The following is a 19,611-nucleotide window of genomic DNA, read 5'->3' on the forward strand; positions in this document are numbered from 1 at the left end:
ACGGAGGAGCGCGTGCCGCCTACGATGAGCCGCATGGGTGATGTTCTGGCCGGATTTCATGCCGCCTGGGAGTTCGAGTCCGACTCCGTGCTCATCCGCTTCGAACGGGGAATCCGCACGCCGAAGCTGTTCCAGGCGCTCGGCGAACGGCGCATCCCCCATGAGGCGATCTCGGCGGTGACGCTCTCCTCCGGCAAGCGCGGGACCGTGGTCCTGCATGCCGTGCCGAGACCGGGCGCCGATCCTCTGATGGAGGCCGCGGCGGGGCAGCTCAAGGAGAACTGCGACCCGTACCGCCTGGTGCTGCCCGCGGAGCGGGAGACGCTCGCCGAGTACTACGCGGACGAGCTGCGGGCGCAGCTCCCGCCGGACGACGGCGAGAGCCCGGACCGCTTCCTGGTGGCGCCGCCCGAGGCGCCGCTGCAGTTCAAGGCGTACGACGGCAAGGCGTCCTTCGACGGGAAGCTGGTGTCGTTCCGCTGGTTCTGGACGGGCGCGTCCTCGGCGAAGTGGAAGGCCGGTGACCAGAGTTTCCCGGTCACCGACCTGAGCGGCATCGAGTGGCGCTCGCCCGAGGTGTTCGAGGGCCATCTGCGGCTGCTGCGCCGCGAGACGCCGGTGGCGCAGCCCGCACAGGCCGACCAGGACCCGGCGGCCGTCGTCTTCGGCCTCGGCTACGGCCCGGTCCACGAGTCACTGCCGTTCGCCGCGTCGGTCCTCGCCGCGGTGCGGGCGTCGGGCCCGGCGCCGAACTCCGACGGCCTGGGCGCCGTCGCCGCCGCCGTGACGCCCGCCGTGCGGCGCGATCCGGCGGACATCGCGGAGCGCATCCGGCACCTGGGCGAGCTGCACCGGGCCGGTCTGCTCACGGACGACGAGTTCACGGTGAAGAAGACCGAGCTGCTCGCCGAGCTGTGAGCCCCGTGCCGTTCCGCTGCCGCTACTCCCGTCCCGCCGACGTGAAGGACATGTCGGCGTAGCGGTCGCCCGCGACGCCCGCGGCGATCGGTTCGAGGGCGGCGAGGTCGTTCTCGGTGAGGGTGATGCGGGTGGCCGCGGTGTTCTCCTCGACCCGGGTGGCCTTGCGGGTGCCGGGGATCGGGACGACGGGCAGGCCGTGGATGTCCGCCTGCTGCTGGACCCAGGCGAGCGCGACCTGGCCGAGGCTGGCTCCGTGCGCCTCGGCGACGGAGCGGACGGGGGCGAGGAGGGCCGCGTTGGCGGTGGCGTTGTCGCCGGTGAAGCGGGGCTGACGGCGCCGGAAGTCGTCCTCGCCGAGCTCCTTGTCGGCGCTGACGAACGCGCCGGTGAGGAAGCCGCGGCCGAGTGGGGAGTACGGCACGAGGGCCACCCCGAGGTCGGCCGCCGCCGGGACCACGCCGCGCTCGATGTCGCGGCTGAACAGCGACCACTCCGACTGCACGGCGGCGACGGGGTGGACGGCGTGCGCGGCGCGCAGTTCGGGGCCGGTGACCTCGCTCAGGCCGATGTGCTTGACCTTGCCCGCGGCGACGAGCTCCGCGAGCACGCCGGCGGTCTCCTCGATCGGCACGTCCGGGTCGCGGCGGTGCATGTAGTAGAGGTCGATGACGTCCGTGCCGAGGCGGCGCAGGCTCGCGTCGACGCTGGCGCGGATGTACGCGGGGCTGTTGTCGATGCGCCGCTTCGTCGGCTCCGCCGGGTCGATGGCCAGGGCGAACTTCGTGGCGAGGACGATCTCGTCGCGGTGTGCCTTGACGAAGGGGGCGAGGAACTTCTCGTTCTCGCCCATGCCGTAGACGTCGGCGGTGTCGTAGAGGGTGACGCCGAGCTCCAGGGCGCGGTCCAGGGTGGCGCGGGCCTGGTCGGTGTCCGTGGGGCCGTAGGCGAAGCTCATGCCCATGCAGCCGAGACCCTGGACGCCGACCTCGGGGCCGCCCGTGCCGAGCCGCACCTTCGCTATTGCCTTGTCCGTCATCAGTCAGGGCCTTTCCGACGCCTTGCGGGCGCCCGCATAGTGATCGATCTTGTAGTCGAGGACGGCGAGGGTGTCCTGCAGCTCCGCGATCCGCGCGCGGACGTCGCGCCGGGTCCGCTCCAGGAGTTCCTGGCGCTGCGGGAAGGTGTGCTGCCCTTCGCGCACCAGCTCCGCGTACCGGACCATGTCCGCCACGGGCATCCCGGTCAGGCGCAGCTTCCCGACGAACGCCAGCCAGTCGAGGTCGCGGTTGCGGTAGCGGCGCTGGCCCGTGTGGGAGCGGTCGATGTGCGGCATCAGGCCGATCCGCTCGTACCACCGCAGGGTGTAGGCGGAGAGACCGGTCCGGTCGACGACTTCACTGATCGTGTAGTGGTCCTGCCCGTCCGGTTTCGCCTGGGTCCTGGTCTCCGTCACCGTCATGAACCACACGCTAGAACCTTGGAGTGCACTCCAAGCAAGCGGATTTGGTGGAAATCCGGAAGACACCTCCGCGCCTGGTCACTACGGTCCCGGCATGAATTCCGTACGCCGTGCCACGCCGGAAGACGCCGAGGAACTGCTCAGACTGAGGCAGGTGATGATCGACTCCGTCTTCGCGGGGCGCTCAGCGGCCGGAAGCGCCACCGCGTCGGACACGGGCTGGCACGCCGAGTCCCTGCCGACCGTACGGCGTCGGCTCGGCGAACCCGACGGGGACTTCGCGGCGTTCGTCGTCGATCATCCGGAGCGCCCCGGCGGGCTCGCCGCGCCGGCCGTCGGCACGCTCGACCACCGGATCGGGCGCGCGGGCAACCCGCACGGCCTGACCGGCTCCGTCTTCAGCGTCGCTGGGCTTCGTCCGCAAGCCCGACCCCTCGATGCGGCTCAACCTGTGAGCCGCTTAGGCTCGGGGGCATGCAGAGCCTCGCGTTGATCGAGAACTGGCCCGTTCCCACCGCCGCAGCGGCCGTCGTCCGGGCGGACGGCACCGTCGTGGGGGCGCACGGCCCCACGGACCGGCGGTTCGCGCTCGCCTCGGTCACCAAGCCCCTCGCTGCGTACGCCGCACTCGTCGCGTACGAGGAGGGGGCGATCGAGCTCGACGAGCCCGCGGGGCCCGAGGGGTCGACGGTGCGGCACCTGCTCGCGCACACCAGCGGCCTCGCGTTCGACGAGCACCGGGTGACGTCGGCGCCGGGGACACGGCGGCTGTACTCCAACGCGGGGTTCGAGGTGCTCGGCGACCACATCGCCAAGGCGACCGACATCCCCTTCGCGGAGTACCTGCGGCAGGCGGTCCTGACGCCGCTGGGGATGACGTACACGACGCTGGAGGGCGACCTCTCGCCCGCCAAGGACGGCGTGTCGACGGTCGACGACCTGGTGCGGTTCGCGGCGGAGGTGCAGGCACCCCGCCTCCTCGACGCGCGGACCGTGGCGGCGGCGATGACCGTGACGTACCCCGGGCTGAAGGGCGTCCTTCCCGGGTACGGGCACCAGAACCCCAACGACTGGGGGCTCGGCTTCGAGATCCGGGACTCCAAGTCGCCCCACTGGACGGGGAGTTCGTCCTCGCCCCGGACCTTCGGGCACTTCGGGCAGGCGGGTACGTTCCTGTGGATCGACCCCGACGCGCAGGCGGCCTGCGTCGCGCTCACCGACCGGCCCTTCGGGCCGTGGGCCGCCGAGGTGTGGCCCCCGTTCACCGACGCGGTGCTCGCCGACCTCCGCGACTAGGGCATCGGGTCAGGCGGCGCTCGTCATCTCCCAGATCAGTATCTCGGCCGCGCCCCGGGCCTCCCCTTCCAGGTCCGGCTCCGCGCTGATCCGCGCGGAGTCCCCCGGGCCCAGCAGGTCGCCCGCGAGGGACAGCCTGCCGCGTACCACGTGGACGTACACGAACGGCGCCTCCGGCACCGCGAGGCGCTCCCCCGTCGCGAGCCGCCGCACGTGCAGCAGCGCCCCCGCGTCCGGCACCGCGTACGGCGTCGAGTCGGCGATCCCGCGCACCACCTCGTAGGACGGGTCGCCGCCCGGGGCGAGCGGGGCCAGCCACATCTGGACGAAGACCAGCGGGTCCGGGCCGTCGTTGCGTTCCACGTGGCGGACACCGCCCGCGGCCGACAGGTGCTGCACGTCGCCGGGGCGGACCCGGGACGCGTGGCCCCGCGAATCGCGGTGGGTGAGCTCGCCCTCCACGACCCACGTCACGATCTCCGTGTGGCTGTGCGGATGCTCGTCGAAGCCCGCGCCGGGCGCGAGACGCTCTTCGTTGCAGGCGAGGACCGCGCCGAAGCGGAGGTTGTCGGGGTCGTAGTGGGGGCCGAAGGAGAAGGCGTGGCAGGACTCGATGCCGGCCGCGGTCTCCCCGCCGCGGTACCGGTCGCCGGAGCGCCGTACGTCAATCACGCCCCCCACGGTAGGACAGGTCCTGGCCCCTGCACCGCATGTCCCCGCCCCGATAAGGCAGTCTTGTCCCCGTGCCCGAACCTTCAGCGAACGCAGCCCATCAGGACGCCCGACGGTCCGCCCACGCCCATGCCGCGACCCTGAAGCGCCTGGAGAAGTCGTCCGGGAGCCTCGCGGCGCAGGCCATCGCGCGCATGGACGAGACGCTGTCCTGGTACCGGGCGATGCCGCCGGAGAACCGCTCCTGGATCGGCCTGGTGGCCCAGGCCGGTATCGCCGCGTTCACCGAGTGGTTCCGGCACCCGGATGCCCCCCAGGCCATCTCCACCGACGTCTTCGGCACCGCCCCGCGCGAACTGACCAGGGCGATCACCCTGCGCCAGACCGTGGAGATGGTGCGTACGACGATCGAGGTCATGGAGTCGGCGATCGACGAGGTCGCCGCGCCGGGCGACGAGTCGGTGCTGCGGGAGGCCCTCCTCGTCTACGCCCGCGAGATCGCCTTCGCCACGGCGCAGGTGTACGCGCAGGCCGCCGAGGCACGCGGTGCCTGGGACGCCCGGCTCGAATCGCTCGTCGTGAACGCGGTCCTCTCCGGCGAGGCCGACGAGGGCGCCGTCTCGCGGGCCGCGGCCCTCGGGTGGAACTCGCCCGAACACGTCTGCGTGGTCCTCGGCACCGCGCCCGACGGCGACAGCGAGCTCACCGTGGAGGCCATCCGCCGTGCCGCCCGGCACGCGAAGCTGCAGGTCCTGACGGGTGTGCTCGGGGACCGCCTGGTCGTCATCGCGGGCGGCAACGACAATCCGCTGCACGTCGCGAAGTCCCTGATCGGGCCGTACGCCGCCGGTCCCGTGGTGGCCGGTCCCATCGTCCCCGACCTGCTCGCCGCCACCCGCTCCGCGCAGGCCGCGGCCGCCGGACTCAAGGCCTCCGCCGCCTGGCAGGACGCCCCGCGGCCGGTCCTCGCGGACGATCTGCTGCCCGAACGCGCGATCGCCGGGGATCCGGCGGCGCGCGAGCAGTTGGTGGAGGAGATCTACAGACCACTGGAGGAAGCGGGCTCCGCGCTCCTGGAGACGCTCAGCGTCTATCTGGAACAAGCCAGCAGTCTCGAAGGCGCGGCCAGAATGCTCTTCGTCCACCCCAACACCGTGCGCTACCGGCTCCGACGTGTGACTGACGTCACCGGCTGGTCACCTTCCGATGTCCGCTCGGCCTTCACGCTGCGGATCGCGCTGATCCTGGGGCGGCTGGCCGACGGCGATCCTCAGTCGTAGGGTTTGTCGGCGGGTTTGTCGGCCTCCTACAAATCCCCCACCGGTTCTTCGTCCCTGTCCCCACGGGCGGGTCCCACCGTCCACAAGAGAGAGTGTAAGAGTGCTCGTACTCGTCGCTCCCGGCCAAGGCGCTCAGACGCCCGGCTTCCTGACCCCCTGGCTCGACCTCCCCGGTGCTGCCGACCGCATCGCCGCCTGGTCGGACGCCATCGGGCTCGACCTCGCCCACTACGGCACCCAGGCCGACGCGGACGCGATCCGTGACACGGCCGTGGCCCAGCCGCTGCTCGTGGCCGCCGGTCTGCTCTCGGCCGCGGCACTCGGTGACATCACGCCGGGCGCCGTCGCCGGACACAGCGTCGGCGAGATCACGGCCGCCGCGTACGCCGGAGTGCTCTCCGACGACGCGGCCCTCGGTCTCGTCCGCGCCCGCGGTCTGGCCATGGCCGAGGCGGCCGCCGTCACGGAGACCGGCATGGCCGCCCTCCTCGGCGGCGACCCCGAGGTCACCGTCCCGCACCTGGAGAAGCTCGGGCTGACCCCGGCCAACGTGAACGGCGCCGGCCAGATCGTTGCCGCAGGCACCCTGGAGCAGCTCGCGGCGCTGCAGGAGGACAAGCCCGAGGGCGTCCGCAAGGTCGTTCCCCTCAAGGTCGCGGGCGCGTTCCACACCGAGCACATGGCTCCCGCGGTCGCCGCGCTGGAGGAGGCTGCCAAGGACCTCACCGTCGCCGACCCGCGTTTCGCATACGTCTCGAACCGCGACGGCAAGACGGTCGCCACCGGCACCGACGTGATCTCCCGCCTGGTCGGGCAGGTCGCCAACCCGGTCCGCTGGGACCTGTGCATGGAGACCTTCAAGGAGCTCGGCGTGACGGCGCTGATCGAGGTGTGCCCCGGCGGCACGCTGACCGGTCTGGCCAAGCGCGCCCTCAAGGGCGTCCAGACCCTCGCGGTGAAGACCCCCGACGACCTCGACGCGGCCCGCGCGCTCGTCGCCGAGCATTCCTGAGCCGACGACAGACAAGGAGCCGTAGCGCATGTCGAAGATCAAGGCCGCACAGGGCCATCCGTACGCGCGGATCATGGGCGTCGGCGGCTACCGTCCCACCCGGGTCGTGCCGAACGAGGTCATCCTCGAGACGATCGACTCGTCCGACGAGTGGATCCGTTCCCGCTCCGGCATCGCGACCCGCCACTGGGCCTCCGACGAGGAGACCGTGGCCGCGATGTCCGTCGAGGCCGCGGGCAAGGCGATCGCCGACGCCGGCATCACGCCCGAGCAGGTCGGAGCCGTCATCGTCTCCACCGTCTCGCACTTCAAGCAGACACCGGCGATCGCGACCGAGATCGCGGACAAGGTCGGCGCGGGCAAGCCCGCCGCGTTCGACATCTCCGCGGGCTGCGCCGGTTTCGGTTACGGTCTGACCCTCGCCAAGGGCATGGTCGTCGACGGTTCCGCCGAGTACGTCCTGGTGATCGGTGTGGAGCGGCTGAGCGACCTCACCGACCTGCACGACCGTGCCACGGCGTTCCTCTTCGGTGACGGCGCGGGCGCCGTGATCGTCGGCCCCTCCAAGGAGCCGCGGATCGGTCCGACGGTGTGGGGCTCGGAGGGCGACAAGGCCGAGACGATCAAGCAGACCGAGGCGTGGGACGTGTACCGCAACGGTGGCGCGCCCGCGAAGTACCCTGCCATCACCCAGGAGGGCCAGGCGGTCTTCCGCTGGGCCGTGTTCGAGATGGCGAAGGTCGCCCAGCAGGCGCTGGACGCGGCCGGAATCACCGCGGACGACCTGGACGTCTTCATTCCGCACCAGGCCAACGAGCGGATCATCGACTCGATGGTGAAGACTCTGAAACTGCCGGAACACGTCACGGTCGCCCGTGACGTGCGCACCACCGGGAACACCTCGGCCGCCTCGATCCCGCTCGCGATGGAGCGGCTCCTGGCGACCGGCGAGGCGAAGAGCGGCGACACCGCCCTCGTCATCGGCTTCGGGGCGGGTCTCGTCTACGCAGCCACGGTCGTTACCCTCCCCTAGGCATCACGTCCGGATCATCCGGTCCGGGCGTCGCAACCAACCTGCCGCTGCCGCGGCGGGCGCCACACCCTCTGGATACATAAGAAGGAGCGCCAACATGGCCGCCACTCAGGAAGAGATCGTCGCCGGTCTCGCGGAGATCGTCAACGAGATCGCCGGCATCCCGGTCGAGGACGTCCAGCTGGACAAGTCCTTCACCGACGACCTGGACGTCGACTCGCTGTCCATGGTCGAGGTCGTCGTCGCCGCCGAAGAGCGCTTCGACGTGAAGATCCCGGACGACGACGTCAAGAACCTCAAGACGGTCGGCGACGCGACCAAGTACATCCTCGAGCACCAGAGCTGACCCAGCTCGTGCTCTGTCGCCACCCGGCGGTGGCGCCGCTGATCCCCTCAACACCGTGGAGAAATTTCCTGTGAACTCGACCAATCGCACCGTGGTCGTCACCGGTATCGGCGCAACCACACCGCTGGGTGGCGACGCAGCGTCGACGTGGGAGGGCCTGCTCGCGGGCCGCTCCGGCGTCAGCACGCTGGAACAGGACTGGGCAGCCGAGCTGCCCGTCCGCATCGCCGGTCAGATCGCCGTGGAGCCGGGCGAGGTCATCCCCCGCCCGCAGGCCCGCAAGCTGGACCGGTCGGCGCAGTTCGCGCTGATCGCGGCCAAGGAGGCCTGGGCGGACGCCGGTTTCACCGCCAAGGCGGGCGAGGACGCCTCGGTGGACCCGCACCGTCTCGGCGCGGTCATCGCCTCCGGCATCGGCGGCGTGACCACGCTTCTCGACCAGTACGACGTGCTGAAGGAGAAGGGCGTACGCCGCGTCTCCCCGCACACCGTGCCGATGCTGATGCCCAACTCCCCGGCGGCCAACGTCGGCATCGAGCTGGGCGCCCAGTCGGGTGTCCACACCCCGGTGTCGGCCTGCGCCTCGGGCGCGGAGGCCATCGGCTACGCGATCGAGATGATCCGCACCGGCCGCGCCGACGTCGTCGTCGCGGGCGGCACGGAGGCGGCGATCCACCCGCTGCCGATCGTCGCGTTCGGCAACATGATGGCGATGTCGAAGAACAACGACGACCCGCAGGGCGCGTCGCGTCCCTACGACGCCGACCGCAACGGCTTCGTGCTCGGCGAGGGCGCCGGTGTGATCGTCCTGGAGTCCGAGGAGCACGCCAAGGCCCGCGGCGCGAAGGTCTACGCCGAGGCCGTCGGCCAGGGCATCTCGGCCGACGCGCACCACATCACGCAGCCCGAGCCGTCCGGCAACGGCATCGCCGCGGCGCTGCAGAACCTGATCGACACGACGGACCTCAAGCCCGCCGAGATCGTGCACGTGAACGCGCACGCGACCTCGACGCCGCAGGGTGACGTCGCGGAGATCAAGGCGCTGCGCAAGGCGTTCGGCGACGACGTGGACCACATGGCGATCGCCAGCACCAAGTCGATGACCGGTCACCTGCTCGGTGGCGCCGGCGGCGTGGAGACCGTGGCGACGGTCCTCGCGCTGAAGCACCGGATGGCCCCGCCGACGATCAACGTCGAGAACCTCGACCCCGAGGTCGACGCGGACATCGTCCGGGGCGAGGCGCGTGCGCTGCCCGAGGGCAGGATCGCGGCGCTGAACGACTCGTTCGGTTTCGGCGGTCACAACGTCGTCCTGGCGTTCCGTACCGTCTGACCTCGCCGCAGTAGGTACGCGAAGGGCCCCCACCACGTGGTGGGGGCCCTTCGCGCATGTCAGACCACCTGGTGGAGCCACCGCACGGGCGCGCCCTCGCCCGCGTACCTGAACGGTTCGAGTTCGTCGTCCCAGGGCTTGCCGAGGAGCTTGGCGAGTTCCGCCTCCAGGTCGCTCTCGCCGCGCTGCGAGCGCGCCAGTGCGGCGCGGAGCCGGTCCTCGGGGATGAGGATGTCACCGTGCATTCCGGTGACGGCGTGGTAGATGCCGAGCTCGGGCGTGGCGCTGTACCGCTCGCCCTCGGCGCCGGCGCAGGGCTCCGCCGTGACCTCGAACCGCAGCAGATCCCAGCCGCGCAGGGCGGAGGCGAGCTTGGAGGCGGTGCCCACCGAGCCCTGCCAGGAGAATTCGGATCTCCAGGTGCCCGGCGCGGCGGGCTGCCTGATCCAGTCGAGGCTCACGCGCGCGCCGAGCACGCCCGCGACGGCCCACTCGACGTGTGGGCACAGCGCGCGCGGAGCGGAGTGCACGTACAGAACTCCACGTGTCGTCACCGGGACCTCCAGTGTGGGTCGAGGTTCGCCTTCCCCAGCGGCCTCGCGCCCGTGCCGAGCAGTTTTCCCCAAATACTAGATAAACCTGGGAAAAGGGGACAGATGTGACGTGATGTAATTTAGCGGAACCACTAGAGCGAGGCGCCACCGGGTGGATCACCCGCCCTGTCGCTGCCGTGACAGCAGGGGCCCGGCGGCTACGGGCCCGAGGCTACCGTGCGGCGGCGCAAGGAGTGTGACGTACCGTCGGTCCGAAGGCCAGGAAACTCCGACCTTTCACCCGGCGGGGCGCAACCCCGGGCACGCGCACGACGTCACGTTGAACGACCGAGGGGAGCATGGGGATGCGGAACCGCAGGCGCCGGTCGCGCGCCGTCGTCGCCCTCGCGACGGCGGCTCTGCTCTGTGGCGGAGCGCTGACCGCGTGCGACGCGCAGGGCGGGAACTCGGGGGCGCCGGGCGGCTCGTCCGCGCCCCGCAAGCCGTCGCCGAAACCCACTCCCACGTGGGACACCTCGCCGCGCTCGCTGGCCGCCGTCGGCGACTCCATCACGCGCGGCTTCGACGCCTGCTCGGTGCTGTCCGACTGCCCCGAGGCGTCCTGGGCGACCGGCACGGACACCGAGGTCGACAGCCTGGCGACGCGGCTGCTCGGGAAGGGGCGGGCCGCGTCGCACAGTTGGAACCACGCGAAGACCGGCGCGCGTATGGCGGATCTGACCCGGCAGGTCGAGGTGGCCGCCGCGGACCGTCCGGAGCTGGTGACGGTGATGACGGGTGCCAACGACGCGTGCCGTCCGACGGCCGCGTCGATGACGCCGGTCGGCGAGTTCCGTGCCGACTTCGAGGAGGCGATGCGCACCCTGCGCCGCGAGCTGCCGAAGGCGCAGGTGTACGTGGCGTCCGTGCCGGACCTGAAGCGGCTCTGGTCCCAGGGGCGGACGAACCCGCTGGGCAAGCAGGTGTGGAAGCTGGGCATCTGCGCCTCCATGCTGGCCGACCCCGACGACCTGAACGCCTCGGCGACGCAGCGGCGCGCGTCGGTGCAGGACCGCGTCATCGCGTACAACAAGGTTCTCGAAGACGTGTGCGACAAGGAACGGCGCTGTCGTTACGACGGCGGGGCGGTCTTTGACTACCGCTTCGACGGCGACCAGTTGAGCCACTGGGACTGGTTCCACCCCAGCAAGAACGGTCAGGCGCGGCTGGCGGAGATCGCGTACCGGCAGGTGACGTCGAGGAAGCCGGTGACGTAGGTCTTGGCGGCCCGGGTCCCGGCGGCGTCCGCGTAGGGTCTTGATCATGCGCAGTGAACTCTTCGGGACGCTTCCCGACGGCAGCCCGGTCCACCGCTGGACTCTGGAGAGGGCCGGGGTGCGGGCGCGCGTCCTGACCTACGGCGGCATCGTGCAGTCGGTGGACGTGCCCGACCGGTCGGGGCGGGTGGCGCCGGTGGCGCTCGGGTTCCAGGACCTCGGCGGGTATCTGGCGCATCCGGGGCCGTACTTCGGGGCGCTGGTGGGACGGTACGCGAACCGCGTCGCGGGCGGCTCGTTCTCCCTCGACGGACGTACGTACCGGCTGGCGCGCAACAACGGGCCCAACGCGTTGCACGGGGGCGAGCGCGGCTTCGACCAGCACGTCTGGGACGCGGAGCCCGCGGACGGCGGGCTCGGGGTGCGGCTCTCGCGGATCTCCCCCGACGGCGAGGAGGGCTATCCGGGGCGGCTCGCGGTCTCGGTGACGTACACGCTGGACGAGTCGGGTGCGCTGCGCATCGCCTACGAGGCGACGACGGACGCGCCGACGGTCGTGAACCTCACCAACCACACGTACTGGAACCTCGCGGGCGCGGCGGCCGGGACCGCGCTCGGACACGAGGTGCGGATCGCCGCCGCCCGCTTCACCCCGGTGGACGGCACCGGGATTCCCACCGGGGAGTACGCGGAGGTGGCCGGGACGCGCTGCGACTTCCGCGCGGCACGCGCTGCCGGGCCCGGCTTCGACCACAACTACGTCCTGGACAAGGGTGTCACGCCGGACCCGGTCGAGGTGGCCGAGCTGCGCGATCCCGCCTCCGGCCGGACGCTGACGGTCTCGACGACGGAGCCGGGACTCCAGCTCTACACGGCGGACCACTTCGCGCCGGACCTCCCCTTCGCGCCGGGCGCCGGGATCGCGCTGGAGACCCAGCACTTCCCGGACTCCCCGAACCGGCCGGAGTTCCCTGGGACGGAGCTGCGGCCGGGCGGGGCGTACCGGTCGGAGACGGTGTACGGCTTCTCGTGGTGAATGGGGGAGCTACCGGGCGGCCGCCCCTGTGGCGCCGGTGAGGGCCGCGACGACCTCGACCTCGACCAGCGCACGCGGCGGGACGAGCCGTGAGACGGCGACGGTCGTGCTGGTGGGCGGGGTCGCGGTGAGGAACTCCTTGCGGACGGCGGCGTAGTCGGCGAAGCCGTCCATGTCCGTGAGGTACGTACGGATGTTGATGATGTCGTCGAGCCCTGCGCCGTGCGCCGCGAGCAGCAGCTTGAGGGCCTCGAAGACCCCGCGGGACTGGGCGGCCATGTCGTCCCCGTCCGCGCACTGCCCGGAGACGTACAACAGGACTCCCCCGTCGGCGTGTTCGACGCGGGCGACCTGCGAGTAGGGCCCGAAGGGCTGCGGGGCGCCGGCGGGGTTGTCGATGGATGTCCGCATGTCTGGTGCGCTCTCCTCAGCTGTCGCGGTGGGTGAGGTCGCGGGTACGGATGTAAGTGACGGCGCGGGCGATGTCCTCGTGGACGACGTCGGGGTCGGCGGCGGCAGCCCGGAAGTACCCCAACACCGCCTCCATGGCGGGTAGTTGTGTGGTGCGCGTCGCGAGGGAGACGTCCTTCACGGCGAGGTCGCTGCCGAAGTGCACGTCGGTCGCGAAGGCGCGGGCGACGGCGCCGGCGAGCGGGCCCGCGGCGAGGGCGTTCCTGGCGGCGCCCTCGTCCAGGCCGAGCGCGTCGGCGAGCCTCATCGCCTCGGCGACGAGGGCGACGCCGCCGATGACGGCGGTGTTGACGACGAGCTTGAGCGCGGCGCCCGAGCCGAGTGGGCCGGTACGGGTGACGGGACCGAAGCGGGCGAGCACGTGCTCCACGCCTGCGGCGTCACCGCCCGCGAGGACGCCGAGCCGCCCCGCGGCGGCCTTGTCCGTACTGCCCATGACGGGCGCGTCGACGAGGGTGACCCCTTCCGGTACGAGCTCCGCCAGCTCCTTCACCGTGTCCGGCCCGATGGTCGACATCTCCACCCAGTACGCGCCGGGGCGCAGCGCCGGGAGGATGGCGTCGGCGACCGCGCGCACGGCGTCGGGCCCGGCGAGCATGGTGATGACGACGTCGGCGTCACGGACGGCCTCGCTGGGGCTCGCGGCGACGGTGACGGTCCCGGTGCCCCGAGCGGCTTCTGCCTCCGCTTCCACTTCCGCTCGCGCCTCCGCGGCGAGGGCGTCGGCCTTCGCCGGGGTGCGGTTCCAGAGGGTCAACGGGAGCCGGGCCGCCACCAGTTGGCGGGCCATCGGCTCGCCCATGTGCCCCAGACCGAGGAATGCGATCTTTTCCATGGGCCCGACGCTAGGCCGGGCCCCGTGATGCGACAAGCGAATGTCCAGCACGCGTGACATGCCGAACCCGCATGCCGTACCGCCCAACTGGTCCAGCCCCGCAGGAGCGCCGAGCCCGCCGCTTCGCGGCGGATCACTCCCACCCCCCCGCCTGTTCACCCCGCGACGTCCAGCGGGAGCAAGGACGAGTGGGGCGCGCTGGTCGAGGCCGGTTGGGCAACTCGAGGGTTCTACCGCCTCAAGCCCTTCACGTACCCCCTCAGCAACCCCCGCGCCCCCTCCCCTGTCTGATGACCAACCAGAACCTGCGATGTCAAGCCCTCCGTCAAGGCCAGCAGCGTCCTCGCCTCCGCCTGCGTGTCCAGCCCCGGGCGCAGTTCCCCCGTCGAGCCGCCGTAGTCAAGGAGCCAGACCAGGAGGTCGTGGAGTTTCGCGTACGTGTCGCGGAGCACCGTCGCCAGGTCGTCGCTGACCGCCGCCCGCGCGACGAACGCCCCCCAGACCTGCGCCTCCGTCCTGTCCTCCGGCTCCAGCAGCGCCAGCGCCGACAGGGTCTGGTCCAGCAGTGTCAGTGCCGACTCCGGCGTGCCCGACGCCTCGATGCGGGATCTCGCACGCTCCCCGATCCGGTCCGAGATGCCCTCCAGGGCGAACTGGAGCATCTCGTCCTTCGTGCGGAAGCAGCGCTGCACCGCCCCCATCGACACTCCCGCCTCGGCGGCCACGTCCCGCAGGCTGACGGACTCCATCCCAGAGCGGGCGATCAGGTGGCAGACCGCTTCGGCGATACGACCGCGGCGGTCCTCGTAGTCGACCTGCTTGGGCATGGCGGGCAGCACCCCTTCTTTTTCGATGCGGTTGCATCGTATCGAAAGCCCGTGCATGATCTGTGCGACACGATTCGATGCGATCGCATCGGAAACCAGGAATCCGAAACGAACGGAACAGGCACACGCACATGGCTGCTCAGACCAAGAAGTCCTCCGCCGGACTCCTCGCCCTCTTCGGGGCCATCCTCGTCGTGCAGGGGTTCGGCTCCGCGATCACGGAAGCCGGGTGGGACACCTCGTTCGGCGTCTCCGCCCTGCTGCGGGAAGCCGGCGCGCCCGCCTGGGTCGACCTCGCCGTCGGAGCCGTCGGCTGCGCGCTGCTCGTCGCCGCGGCCCGCGCCCGCGGTCTGCGCGACGCGCCGTAGCGCTCACCCCTCCCGCCCCGCGATACTTCCGCCACCTCACCCGTCACGGAAGGACTCGCGTGCTCTCACGACTTGGCGCCCTCGGCGTCGCCGCCCTCCTCGCCGGGATCGGTGTCCCGGCCTCCGCCTCCGCCACCACCGCCCCCGCCGGACGCACCGCCGCGCCCACCGCCGAGGAGGCCCGCCTCGACCGTGCCGCGCCGCGGGAGATCCTGCGGAAGAGCGGATTCGACTCCGTCGCCCCGGAGTTCACCGAGGCCCTGAAGAACGCCCGCTCCTACGACCACGCGCGCCGCGTCGTCGTACGCGAAGGCCGGTCTCTGTGGCAGCGGGCCGTCGACCGGGCCCAGGGCGAGCAGCAGACCGGCATCAGCGCGGACGACGACCGGCCGCTCTACTGGGCGCGGCTCGGGATGACGCGAGCGCTGCGGCAGTGGGAGCCGGATCGTTTCGCCCTCACCCCGGAGCGGCGGAACCGGCTCATGGGCGCCCTGGAGCGGTCCTCCCGGGGGCAGGACTCCGTCGGCCATCACGCACGCGAGCGGGGGCACGGGCACGTCAAGCGCATCCTCGTGACCGGGTTCGACCCGTTCACCCTCGACCGCGACGTGCGCATCAGCAATCCGTCCGGCGCCGCAGCCCTCGCCCTCGACGGGACCACGATCCGGACCGCCGACGGGCCCGCCCGCGTCGAGGCCGTCGTCTTCCCCGTCCGGTGGGACGACTTCGCCGACGGTGCCGTTGAGCGGGCGCTGCGCCCGTACCTGCCCCGCGTCGACCTCTTCACCACCATCAGCCAGGGGCGGGTGGGCAAGTTCGACATCGAGCGGACCAACGGCGCCTGGCGCGGCGGCTTCGCCGACAACGAGAACCTGTCACGGACCGGGACCGTGCCGGTGAGCGATCCCGCCACGCAGCCCCAGTGGACGTCGACGACCCTCCCGTACAAGGAGATCGTGGCCGCGAAGACGGGGCGTTTCCCGGTGTACGACAACACGTCGGTGACCGAGATACCGGCGGGCGGCGGCGCCCCCGTGGTCCGGCCCGACGGCCCCACCGAGGGGTCCACGGCCCGTGCGGGCGGCGGCGGGGACTACCTCTCCAACGAGATCGCCTACCGCGCGACCCTGCTCCGCGACCGGCTCGGCCTGCACGACCGGCTGCCCGGCGGCCACGTCCACACGCCGGTGCTCCAGTTCGGCGCGGGCAACACCGACCCGGCGACGGGCGACGTCACCGACCCCGAGTTCGTACGGAACCGGCTCGACATCATCGCCCAGGTGCGGGGGATCCTCCGGACCGCCGCCTCGTCCTGAGCAGCGCCTCTTCCTAGGCGCCGGCCACGGCGGTACGTGAGCCGTCGCCGTCCTCGGTGCGTTCGTCGTTCTCGCCCATCAGGTCCCGCGCCATCAGCGTCGCCCCCGCGACCGCGCCCGGCATCAGGAACACCGCGACGAACGGCACCAGGAAGGCGACGGCGAGCGGCGTCCCGAAGCCCCAGGCGAGCGTCTTGCGGGCCCGCAACAGGGCGAGGCGCTCCCGTAGTTCCACGCCCCGGCGCTGCAGGGCCACCGCCGTGAGCTCCTCCACCAGGAAGAAACCCGTCACGCAGAAACCGATCACCGGGACCACGGTCTGGCCGACGACGGGGATGAAGCCGAGGGCGAAGAGCAGCACGCCCCAGACCAGGGCGCGCACCACGATGCGCAGGCTGTCCCGCGCGGAGATCCACAGGTCACGCCAGAGCGGCAGGCCCGACTCGGGCGCGTGTCCGCCCTCGGAGATGTCGACCTGCTCGGACAGCGACTCGTAGAACGGCTCGCCGATGAGCAGCGTCACCGCGGTGAACGTGAGGACGGACAGCAGCAGCGCGAGGGCGAAGAGGAGCGCCGTCAGGAAGCCGCGGAAGACGCCCTGCCAGGGCGAGGACCAGTCGTCGGCGAACGGCGTGGCCCAGCCGACGAGGTCGCCGCCCCACAGGGCGAGCGAGACGAGCGCCGCCGCGTAGAGGACGAGCGTGATGAGGCCGGGCAGCAGCCCCCATCCGTACTGCTTGCCGTGCTGGGCGACCCAGCGCTGCCCCTTCATCAAGTAGCCGAAGCCCACACCCAGATCGCGCATGCGGCACACCTTAGCCGCAGGTCAGGGCCTGGCAGTAACGCCCTCTTGTTGAACGTGAGTTGAACCGGTAGACCTCGCGTACCGATCTTCCGGAGGTACGTATGGGTACATCAGGGCGAATATCACCGTCCATATCCCGGCCGTTCAGACCCGTTCCGCTCACCGTGACCGCAGCGGTCGGCGCGCTGGTCCTCACCGCGCTCGCGCCGGGCAGCGCGACCGCCGATCCGACACCGCGCCCGGTCACCCGCGAGGGCTCGCCGCTCGGCGCCGACCGGGCCGCCACGACCCCGGAGGCCGCCGCCGAGCGCGCACTCAGGGATGCGTCATCCGCCGCGCAGGGACTCGGCACCGACAACGGCCGCGGGTACCCGCGCGAGCGCAAGCTCGACGTCCCCCCGGCCAATCCTGCCGACAAGTCGATAAAGCTGGGGCTGACGCCGTACCACGGCATCGCCCCGAAACTGAACGCCCTCCAGCGCGTCGGCGACCGCGTGAGCGTGGAGATCGCCGGCCGTTCGGCGGGCGGTCACCAGCTCTACCTCGTGACCGTCACCGCACCCGAGTCCGCGCGCGAGACGGCCCGGCAGACACGGATGCGGGAGCGGATCGAGAACGACCCCGCGCGAGCCGCGAAGGACCGGGCGATCAAGTCCTCGTACAAGACACCCGTCTTCGTCAACAACAACATCCACGGCAACGAGTGGGAGGGCACGGACGCGGCCCTGAGACTCATCGAGAGGCTCGCGAAGGCCGAGGACAAGGACAGTCGGGAGCTGCTCGCGCGCAACCGGCTCTACTTCAACATCACCACCAACCCCGACGGCCGTATCGCGGGCACCCGCGCCAACGCCAACGGCTTCGACCTGAACCGCGACTTCATCACCGCCTCGCAGCCCGAGGCCCGCGCGGTCCGGCGGATCGCCGTCGACAAGCAGCCAGCGGTCATGATCGACCTGCACGGGTACGTCAACGGCACGCTGATCGAGCCGACCACTCCCCCGCACGGCGAGAACTACGAGTACGACCTCTTCCTCAAGAATTCCTACGCCAACGCCCTCGGCATGGAGGCCGCCGTCAACGGTCTCGGCTACACCGAGGAGAAGGACGGCGTGAAACCCGCCGTCATCCCCTTCCGCGACCAGCAGGAGGGGTGGGACGACTGGCCGCCGATCTTCACGCCGCAGTACATGCCGTTCCACGGCGCGGTCGCGACGCACACCATCGAGTTCCCACTGCAGGTGAACAACAGCGCGTACGAGTCGCAGCCGGTCGCCGAGCTGCGCCGCAGGGCCGCCGTCAACGTGGACATCGCGGGCGCCGCGATGCGCGCCACCCTCGACTGGACCGACCACCACCGCACCTCGGTGATCGCCGACCAGATCGAGGTGTTCCGGCGGGGCGCGGCGGGTGCCGAGCAGGTGCCGGTGTCGGAGGAGACCGTGCCGGGGGTGCCGGGGATCGGCCCCGAGGACGTCTACACGACCGAGTTCCCGCGCGCGTACGTGATCCCGGCGCACGGGCGCGGGCAGCGGTCCGCGCCGGCGGCAGCGCGGCTCGTCGACCATCTGATCGCCAACGACGTGCGGGTGGAGCGCGCGAGCCACGGCTTCCGGCTCGGCGGGCGGACGTATCCGAAGGGCTCGTACGTCGTCGACATGCACCAGCCGAAGCGCGGCCTCGCCAATGTGATGCTGGCCGACGGGCGGGACATCAGCGACAAGGTGTCGACCATGTACGACATCTCGGGGTGGAGCCTCGGACGGCTGTGGGGCGCGAGCGTGGACTCCGTGGAGCGCGGCGACCTGCGGGGCGTGCACGGTCGTACGGTGCGTGCCGCGTCCCGCGTCGGGTACGTGGCGCCGCACGGCGACCTGCGGCTGCGTCTCGACGACCCCCGCGAGATCGCCGCTCTCAACTCCCTCCTGGAGAAGGGGGTTTCCGTACGCCGGGACCGTGACGGGAGCGTCGTCGTGCCGTCGTCCGCGCGCCGTGCCGCGACCGCCGCCGCGAAGAAGTACGACGTCGCGTTCGACGCCACGAAGGCGAAGGGCGGCCCGGCCCTGCACCGGACCCGCGTCGCCGCGGCTGTCACGCCGGGCGAGCTGTTCGCGCTGCGGGAGATGAACTTCGACGTGGTGCCCGTGTCGACCACCGTGCTCAACTCCGGCTTCGACTGGCAGAAGGCGGATGTCCTCTTCGTGTCGGCCGGGCTCGACCGGGGCAAGCTGAACGCGGCGGCCAGGGCCGCGCTCGACCGGTTCCTCGCCGGGGGCGGCGGCCTGGTCGGGCGCGGCGGGACCGGTGCCGCGCTCAACGCCGACGCCGGGCTGCTGCCCGTGAAGGCCGTCACCGGCAACGGCGACGCGAACGGCGTGGTCCGCGTGGTGAACGCGGGCGGCACGGTCACGGGCGGGGCGCCGGACCACAGCTTCGTCTACTCCCCTTCGTGGTTCACCGACCTCGGGCGCGGGGTGCGCGTCGAGCAGAGGTACGGCACCGGCGACCCGCTGGTCTCCGGGCACTGGCGGGCCACGGAGGACGGCTCGGGCGGTCCTGCGGACGCGGCGGGCCGGGCCTCGGCCGTCAGCGGCTCCGCGGGCGGCGCGGACGTGGTGCTCTTCGGCACGGAGCCGCTCTTCCGCGACCATCCGAAGGGGGCGTTCCCGCAGGTCGGGCGGGCGCTGCTGAGCGTGGGCCGGTAGGCGGGAGCACCCTCCCGCCGATAGCGGGAATGCACTGCCGGGGCGCGGCGGTTCATCGGGGCACTGTCCCACCGCCGCGCCCCGGA

Annotated in this window: 20 protein-coding genes and 1 pseudogene; 13 read left to right on the plus strand and 8 right to left on the minus strand. The window is 71.7% G+C overall.

What is annotated here, in order from left to right; genetic code table 11:
• Positions 1-33 precede the first annotated feature (33 nt).
• Positions 34-918, plus strand: coding sequence for a DUF4429 domain-containing protein (locus DEJ47_RS11110; RefSeq protein WP_190415365.1), 885 nt, complete (start codon positions 34-36; stop codon positions 916-918).
• Between the two features lie 22 nt (positions 919-940).
• Here the strand turns inward: DEJ47_RS11110 and DEJ47_RS11115 are convergent, their stop codons facing one another.
• Positions 941-1,957 carry an aldo/keto reductase gene (locus DEJ47_RS11115; RefSeq protein WP_150167353.1) on the minus strand — a complete coding sequence of 339 codons (1,017 nt, stop codon included), beginning with the start codon at positions 1,955-1,957 and terminating at the stop codon, positions 941-943.
• A gap of 3 nt (positions 1,958-1,960) precedes the next feature.
• Positions 1,961-2,380, minus strand: coding sequence for a MerR family transcriptional regulator (locus DEJ47_RS11120; RefSeq protein ID WP_150167355.1), 420 nt, complete (start codon positions 2,378-2,380; stop codon positions 1,961-1,963).
• A 94-nt stretch (positions 2,381-2,474) separates the two neighbouring features.
• Between DEJ47_RS11120 and DEJ47_RS11125 the strand changes: the two are divergent.
• Together DEJ47_RS11125 and DEJ47_RS11130 are read left to right on the plus strand one after the other, a co-directional pair.
• A pseudogene (locus tag DEJ47_RS11125) lies at positions 2,475-2,810 on the plus strand (GNAT family N-acetyltransferase); the annotation flags it as partial.
• 44 nt (positions 2,811-2,854) lie between these two features.
• Complete coding sequence (locus tag DEJ47_RS11130; protein ID WP_150167357.1) at positions 2,855-3,676, plus strand: serine hydrolase domain-containing protein; 822 nt, start codon at positions 2,855-2,857, stop codon at positions 3,674-3,676.
• Positions 3,677-3,685: 9 nt separating this feature from the next.
• Here DEJ47_RS11130 and DEJ47_RS11135 read toward each other — a convergent pair whose 3' ends face one another.
• Positions 3,686-4,348: a pirin family protein gene (locus DEJ47_RS11135; RefSeq protein ID WP_161237229.1), complete on the minus strand. Its 663-nt coding sequence runs from the start codon at positions 4,346-4,348 to the stop codon at positions 3,686-3,688.
• 71 nt (positions 4,349-4,419) lie between these two features.
• Here DEJ47_RS11135 and DEJ47_RS11140 point away from each other — a divergent pair, with 71 nt between their 5' ends.
• The 5 genes from DEJ47_RS11140 to fabF all read left to right on the plus strand — a co-directional run bounded on the left by DEJ47_RS11140 (position 4,420) and on the right by fabF (position 9,352).
• Positions 4,420-5,628, plus strand: coding sequence for a PucR family transcriptional regulator (locus DEJ47_RS11140; RefSeq protein ID WP_150167359.1), 1,209 nt, complete (start codon positions 4,420-4,422; stop codon positions 5,626-5,628).
• Positions 5,629-5,728: 100 nt separating this feature from the next.
• On the plus strand, positions 5,729-6,640 hold the full coding sequence (locus tag DEJ47_RS11145) for an ACP S-malonyltransferase (protein ID WP_150167361.1): 912 nt from the start codon (positions 5,729-5,731) through the stop codon (positions 6,638-6,640).
• Between the two features lie 28 nt (positions 6,641-6,668).
• Positions 6,669-7,673: a ketoacyl-ACP synthase III gene (locus tag DEJ47_RS11150; protein ID WP_150167363.1), complete on the plus strand. Its 1,005-nt coding sequence runs from the start codon at positions 6,669-6,671 to the stop codon at positions 7,671-7,673.
• A gap of 97 nt (positions 7,674-7,770) precedes the next feature.
• Positions 7,771-8,019 (plus strand): acyl carrier protein, encoded by a 249-nt coding sequence (locus DEJ47_RS11155; protein ID WP_150167365.1) that lies wholly within the window; start codon positions 7,771-7,773, stop codon positions 8,017-8,019.
• 70 nt (positions 8,020-8,089) lie between these two features.
• On the plus strand, positions 8,090-9,352 hold the full coding sequence (fabF, locus tag DEJ47_RS11160) for a beta-ketoacyl-ACP synthase II (protein ID WP_150167367.1): 1,263 nt from the start codon (positions 8,090-8,092) through the stop codon (positions 9,350-9,352).
• A gap of 59 nt (positions 9,353-9,411) precedes the next feature.
• Here the strand turns inward: fabF and DEJ47_RS11165 are convergent, their stop codons facing one another.
• Positions 9,412-9,906, minus strand: a complete 495-nt coding sequence (locus DEJ47_RS11165; protein ID WP_150167370.1) for a DUF3145 domain-containing protein — start codon at positions 9,904-9,906, stop codon at positions 9,412-9,414.
• A gap of 344 nt (positions 9,907-10,250) precedes the next feature.
• Here DEJ47_RS11165 and DEJ47_RS11170 point away from each other — a divergent pair, with 344 nt between their 5' ends.
• On the plus strand, positions 10,251-11,162 hold the full coding sequence (locus tag DEJ47_RS11170) for an SGNH/GDSL hydrolase family protein (RefSeq protein WP_150175556.1): 912 nt from the start codon (positions 10,251-10,253) through the stop codon (positions 11,160-11,162).
• A 46-nt stretch (positions 11,163-11,208) separates the two neighbouring features.
• Positions 11,209-12,198 carry an aldose epimerase family protein gene (locus DEJ47_RS11175; protein ID WP_150167372.1) on the plus strand — a complete coding sequence of 330 codons (990 nt, stop codon included), beginning with the start codon at positions 11,209-11,211 and terminating at the stop codon, positions 12,196-12,198.
• A 9-nt stretch (positions 12,199-12,207) separates the two neighbouring features.
• Here DEJ47_RS11175 and DEJ47_RS11180 read toward each other — a convergent pair whose 3' ends face one another.
• From DEJ47_RS11180 to DEJ47_RS11190, 3 genes are all read right to left on the minus strand, one after another.
• On the minus strand, positions 12,208-12,609 hold the full coding sequence (locus DEJ47_RS11180; protein WP_150167374.1) for a RidA family protein: 402 nt from the start codon (positions 12,607-12,609) through the stop codon (positions 12,208-12,210).
• Positions 12,610-12,625: 16 nt separating this feature from the next.
• Entirely contained in the window at positions 12,626-13,504 is an 879-nt protein-coding gene (locus tag DEJ47_RS11185; RefSeq protein WP_150167376.1) for an NAD(P)-dependent oxidoreductase, read from the minus strand.
• 230 nt (positions 13,505-13,734) lie between these two features.
• Positions 13,735-14,331 (minus strand): TetR/AcrR family transcriptional regulator, encoded by a 597-nt coding sequence (locus DEJ47_RS11190; protein ID WP_150167378.1) that lies wholly within the window; start codon positions 14,329-14,331, stop codon positions 13,735-13,737.
• A gap of 131 nt (positions 14,332-14,462) precedes the next feature.
• Here DEJ47_RS11190 and DEJ47_RS11195 point away from each other — a divergent pair, with 131 nt between their 5' ends.
• The gene (locus DEJ47_RS11195) at positions 14,463-14,699 is read left to right on the plus strand and encodes a hypothetical protein (protein WP_150167380.1); all 237 of its coding nucleotides are present in this window, start codon (positions 14,463-14,465) and stop codon (positions 14,697-14,699) included.
• 59 nt (positions 14,700-14,758) lie between these two features.
• A complete protein-coding gene (locus DEJ47_RS11200) occupies positions 14,759-16,015 on the plus strand; it encodes a pyroglutamyl peptidase (RefSeq protein ID WP_150167382.1) in 1,257 nt (418 codons plus the stop codon).
• Positions 16,016-16,028: 13 nt separating this feature from the next.
• On the opposite strand, the gene DEJ47_RS11205 is transcribed toward DEJ47_RS11200, so the two are convergent.
• A complete protein-coding gene (locus tag DEJ47_RS11205) occupies positions 16,029-16,820 on the minus strand; it encodes an EI24 domain-containing protein (protein ID WP_150167384.1) in 792 nt (263 codons plus the stop codon).
• A 101-nt stretch (positions 16,821-16,921) separates the two neighbouring features.
• Between DEJ47_RS11205 and DEJ47_RS11210 the strand changes: the two genes are divergently transcribed.
• A complete protein-coding gene (locus DEJ47_RS11210; protein WP_150167386.1) occupies positions 16,922-19,525 on the plus strand; it encodes a M14 family zinc carboxypeptidase in 2,604 nt (867 codons plus the stop codon).
• The last annotated feature ends 86 nt before the right edge of the window (positions 19,526-19,611 follow it).

Source organism: Streptomyces venezuelae, assembly GCF_008642355.1.
GTDB classification, from domain to species: domain Bacteria; phylum Actinomycetota; class Actinomycetes; order Streptomycetales; family Streptomycetaceae; genus Streptomyces; species Streptomyces venezuelae_B.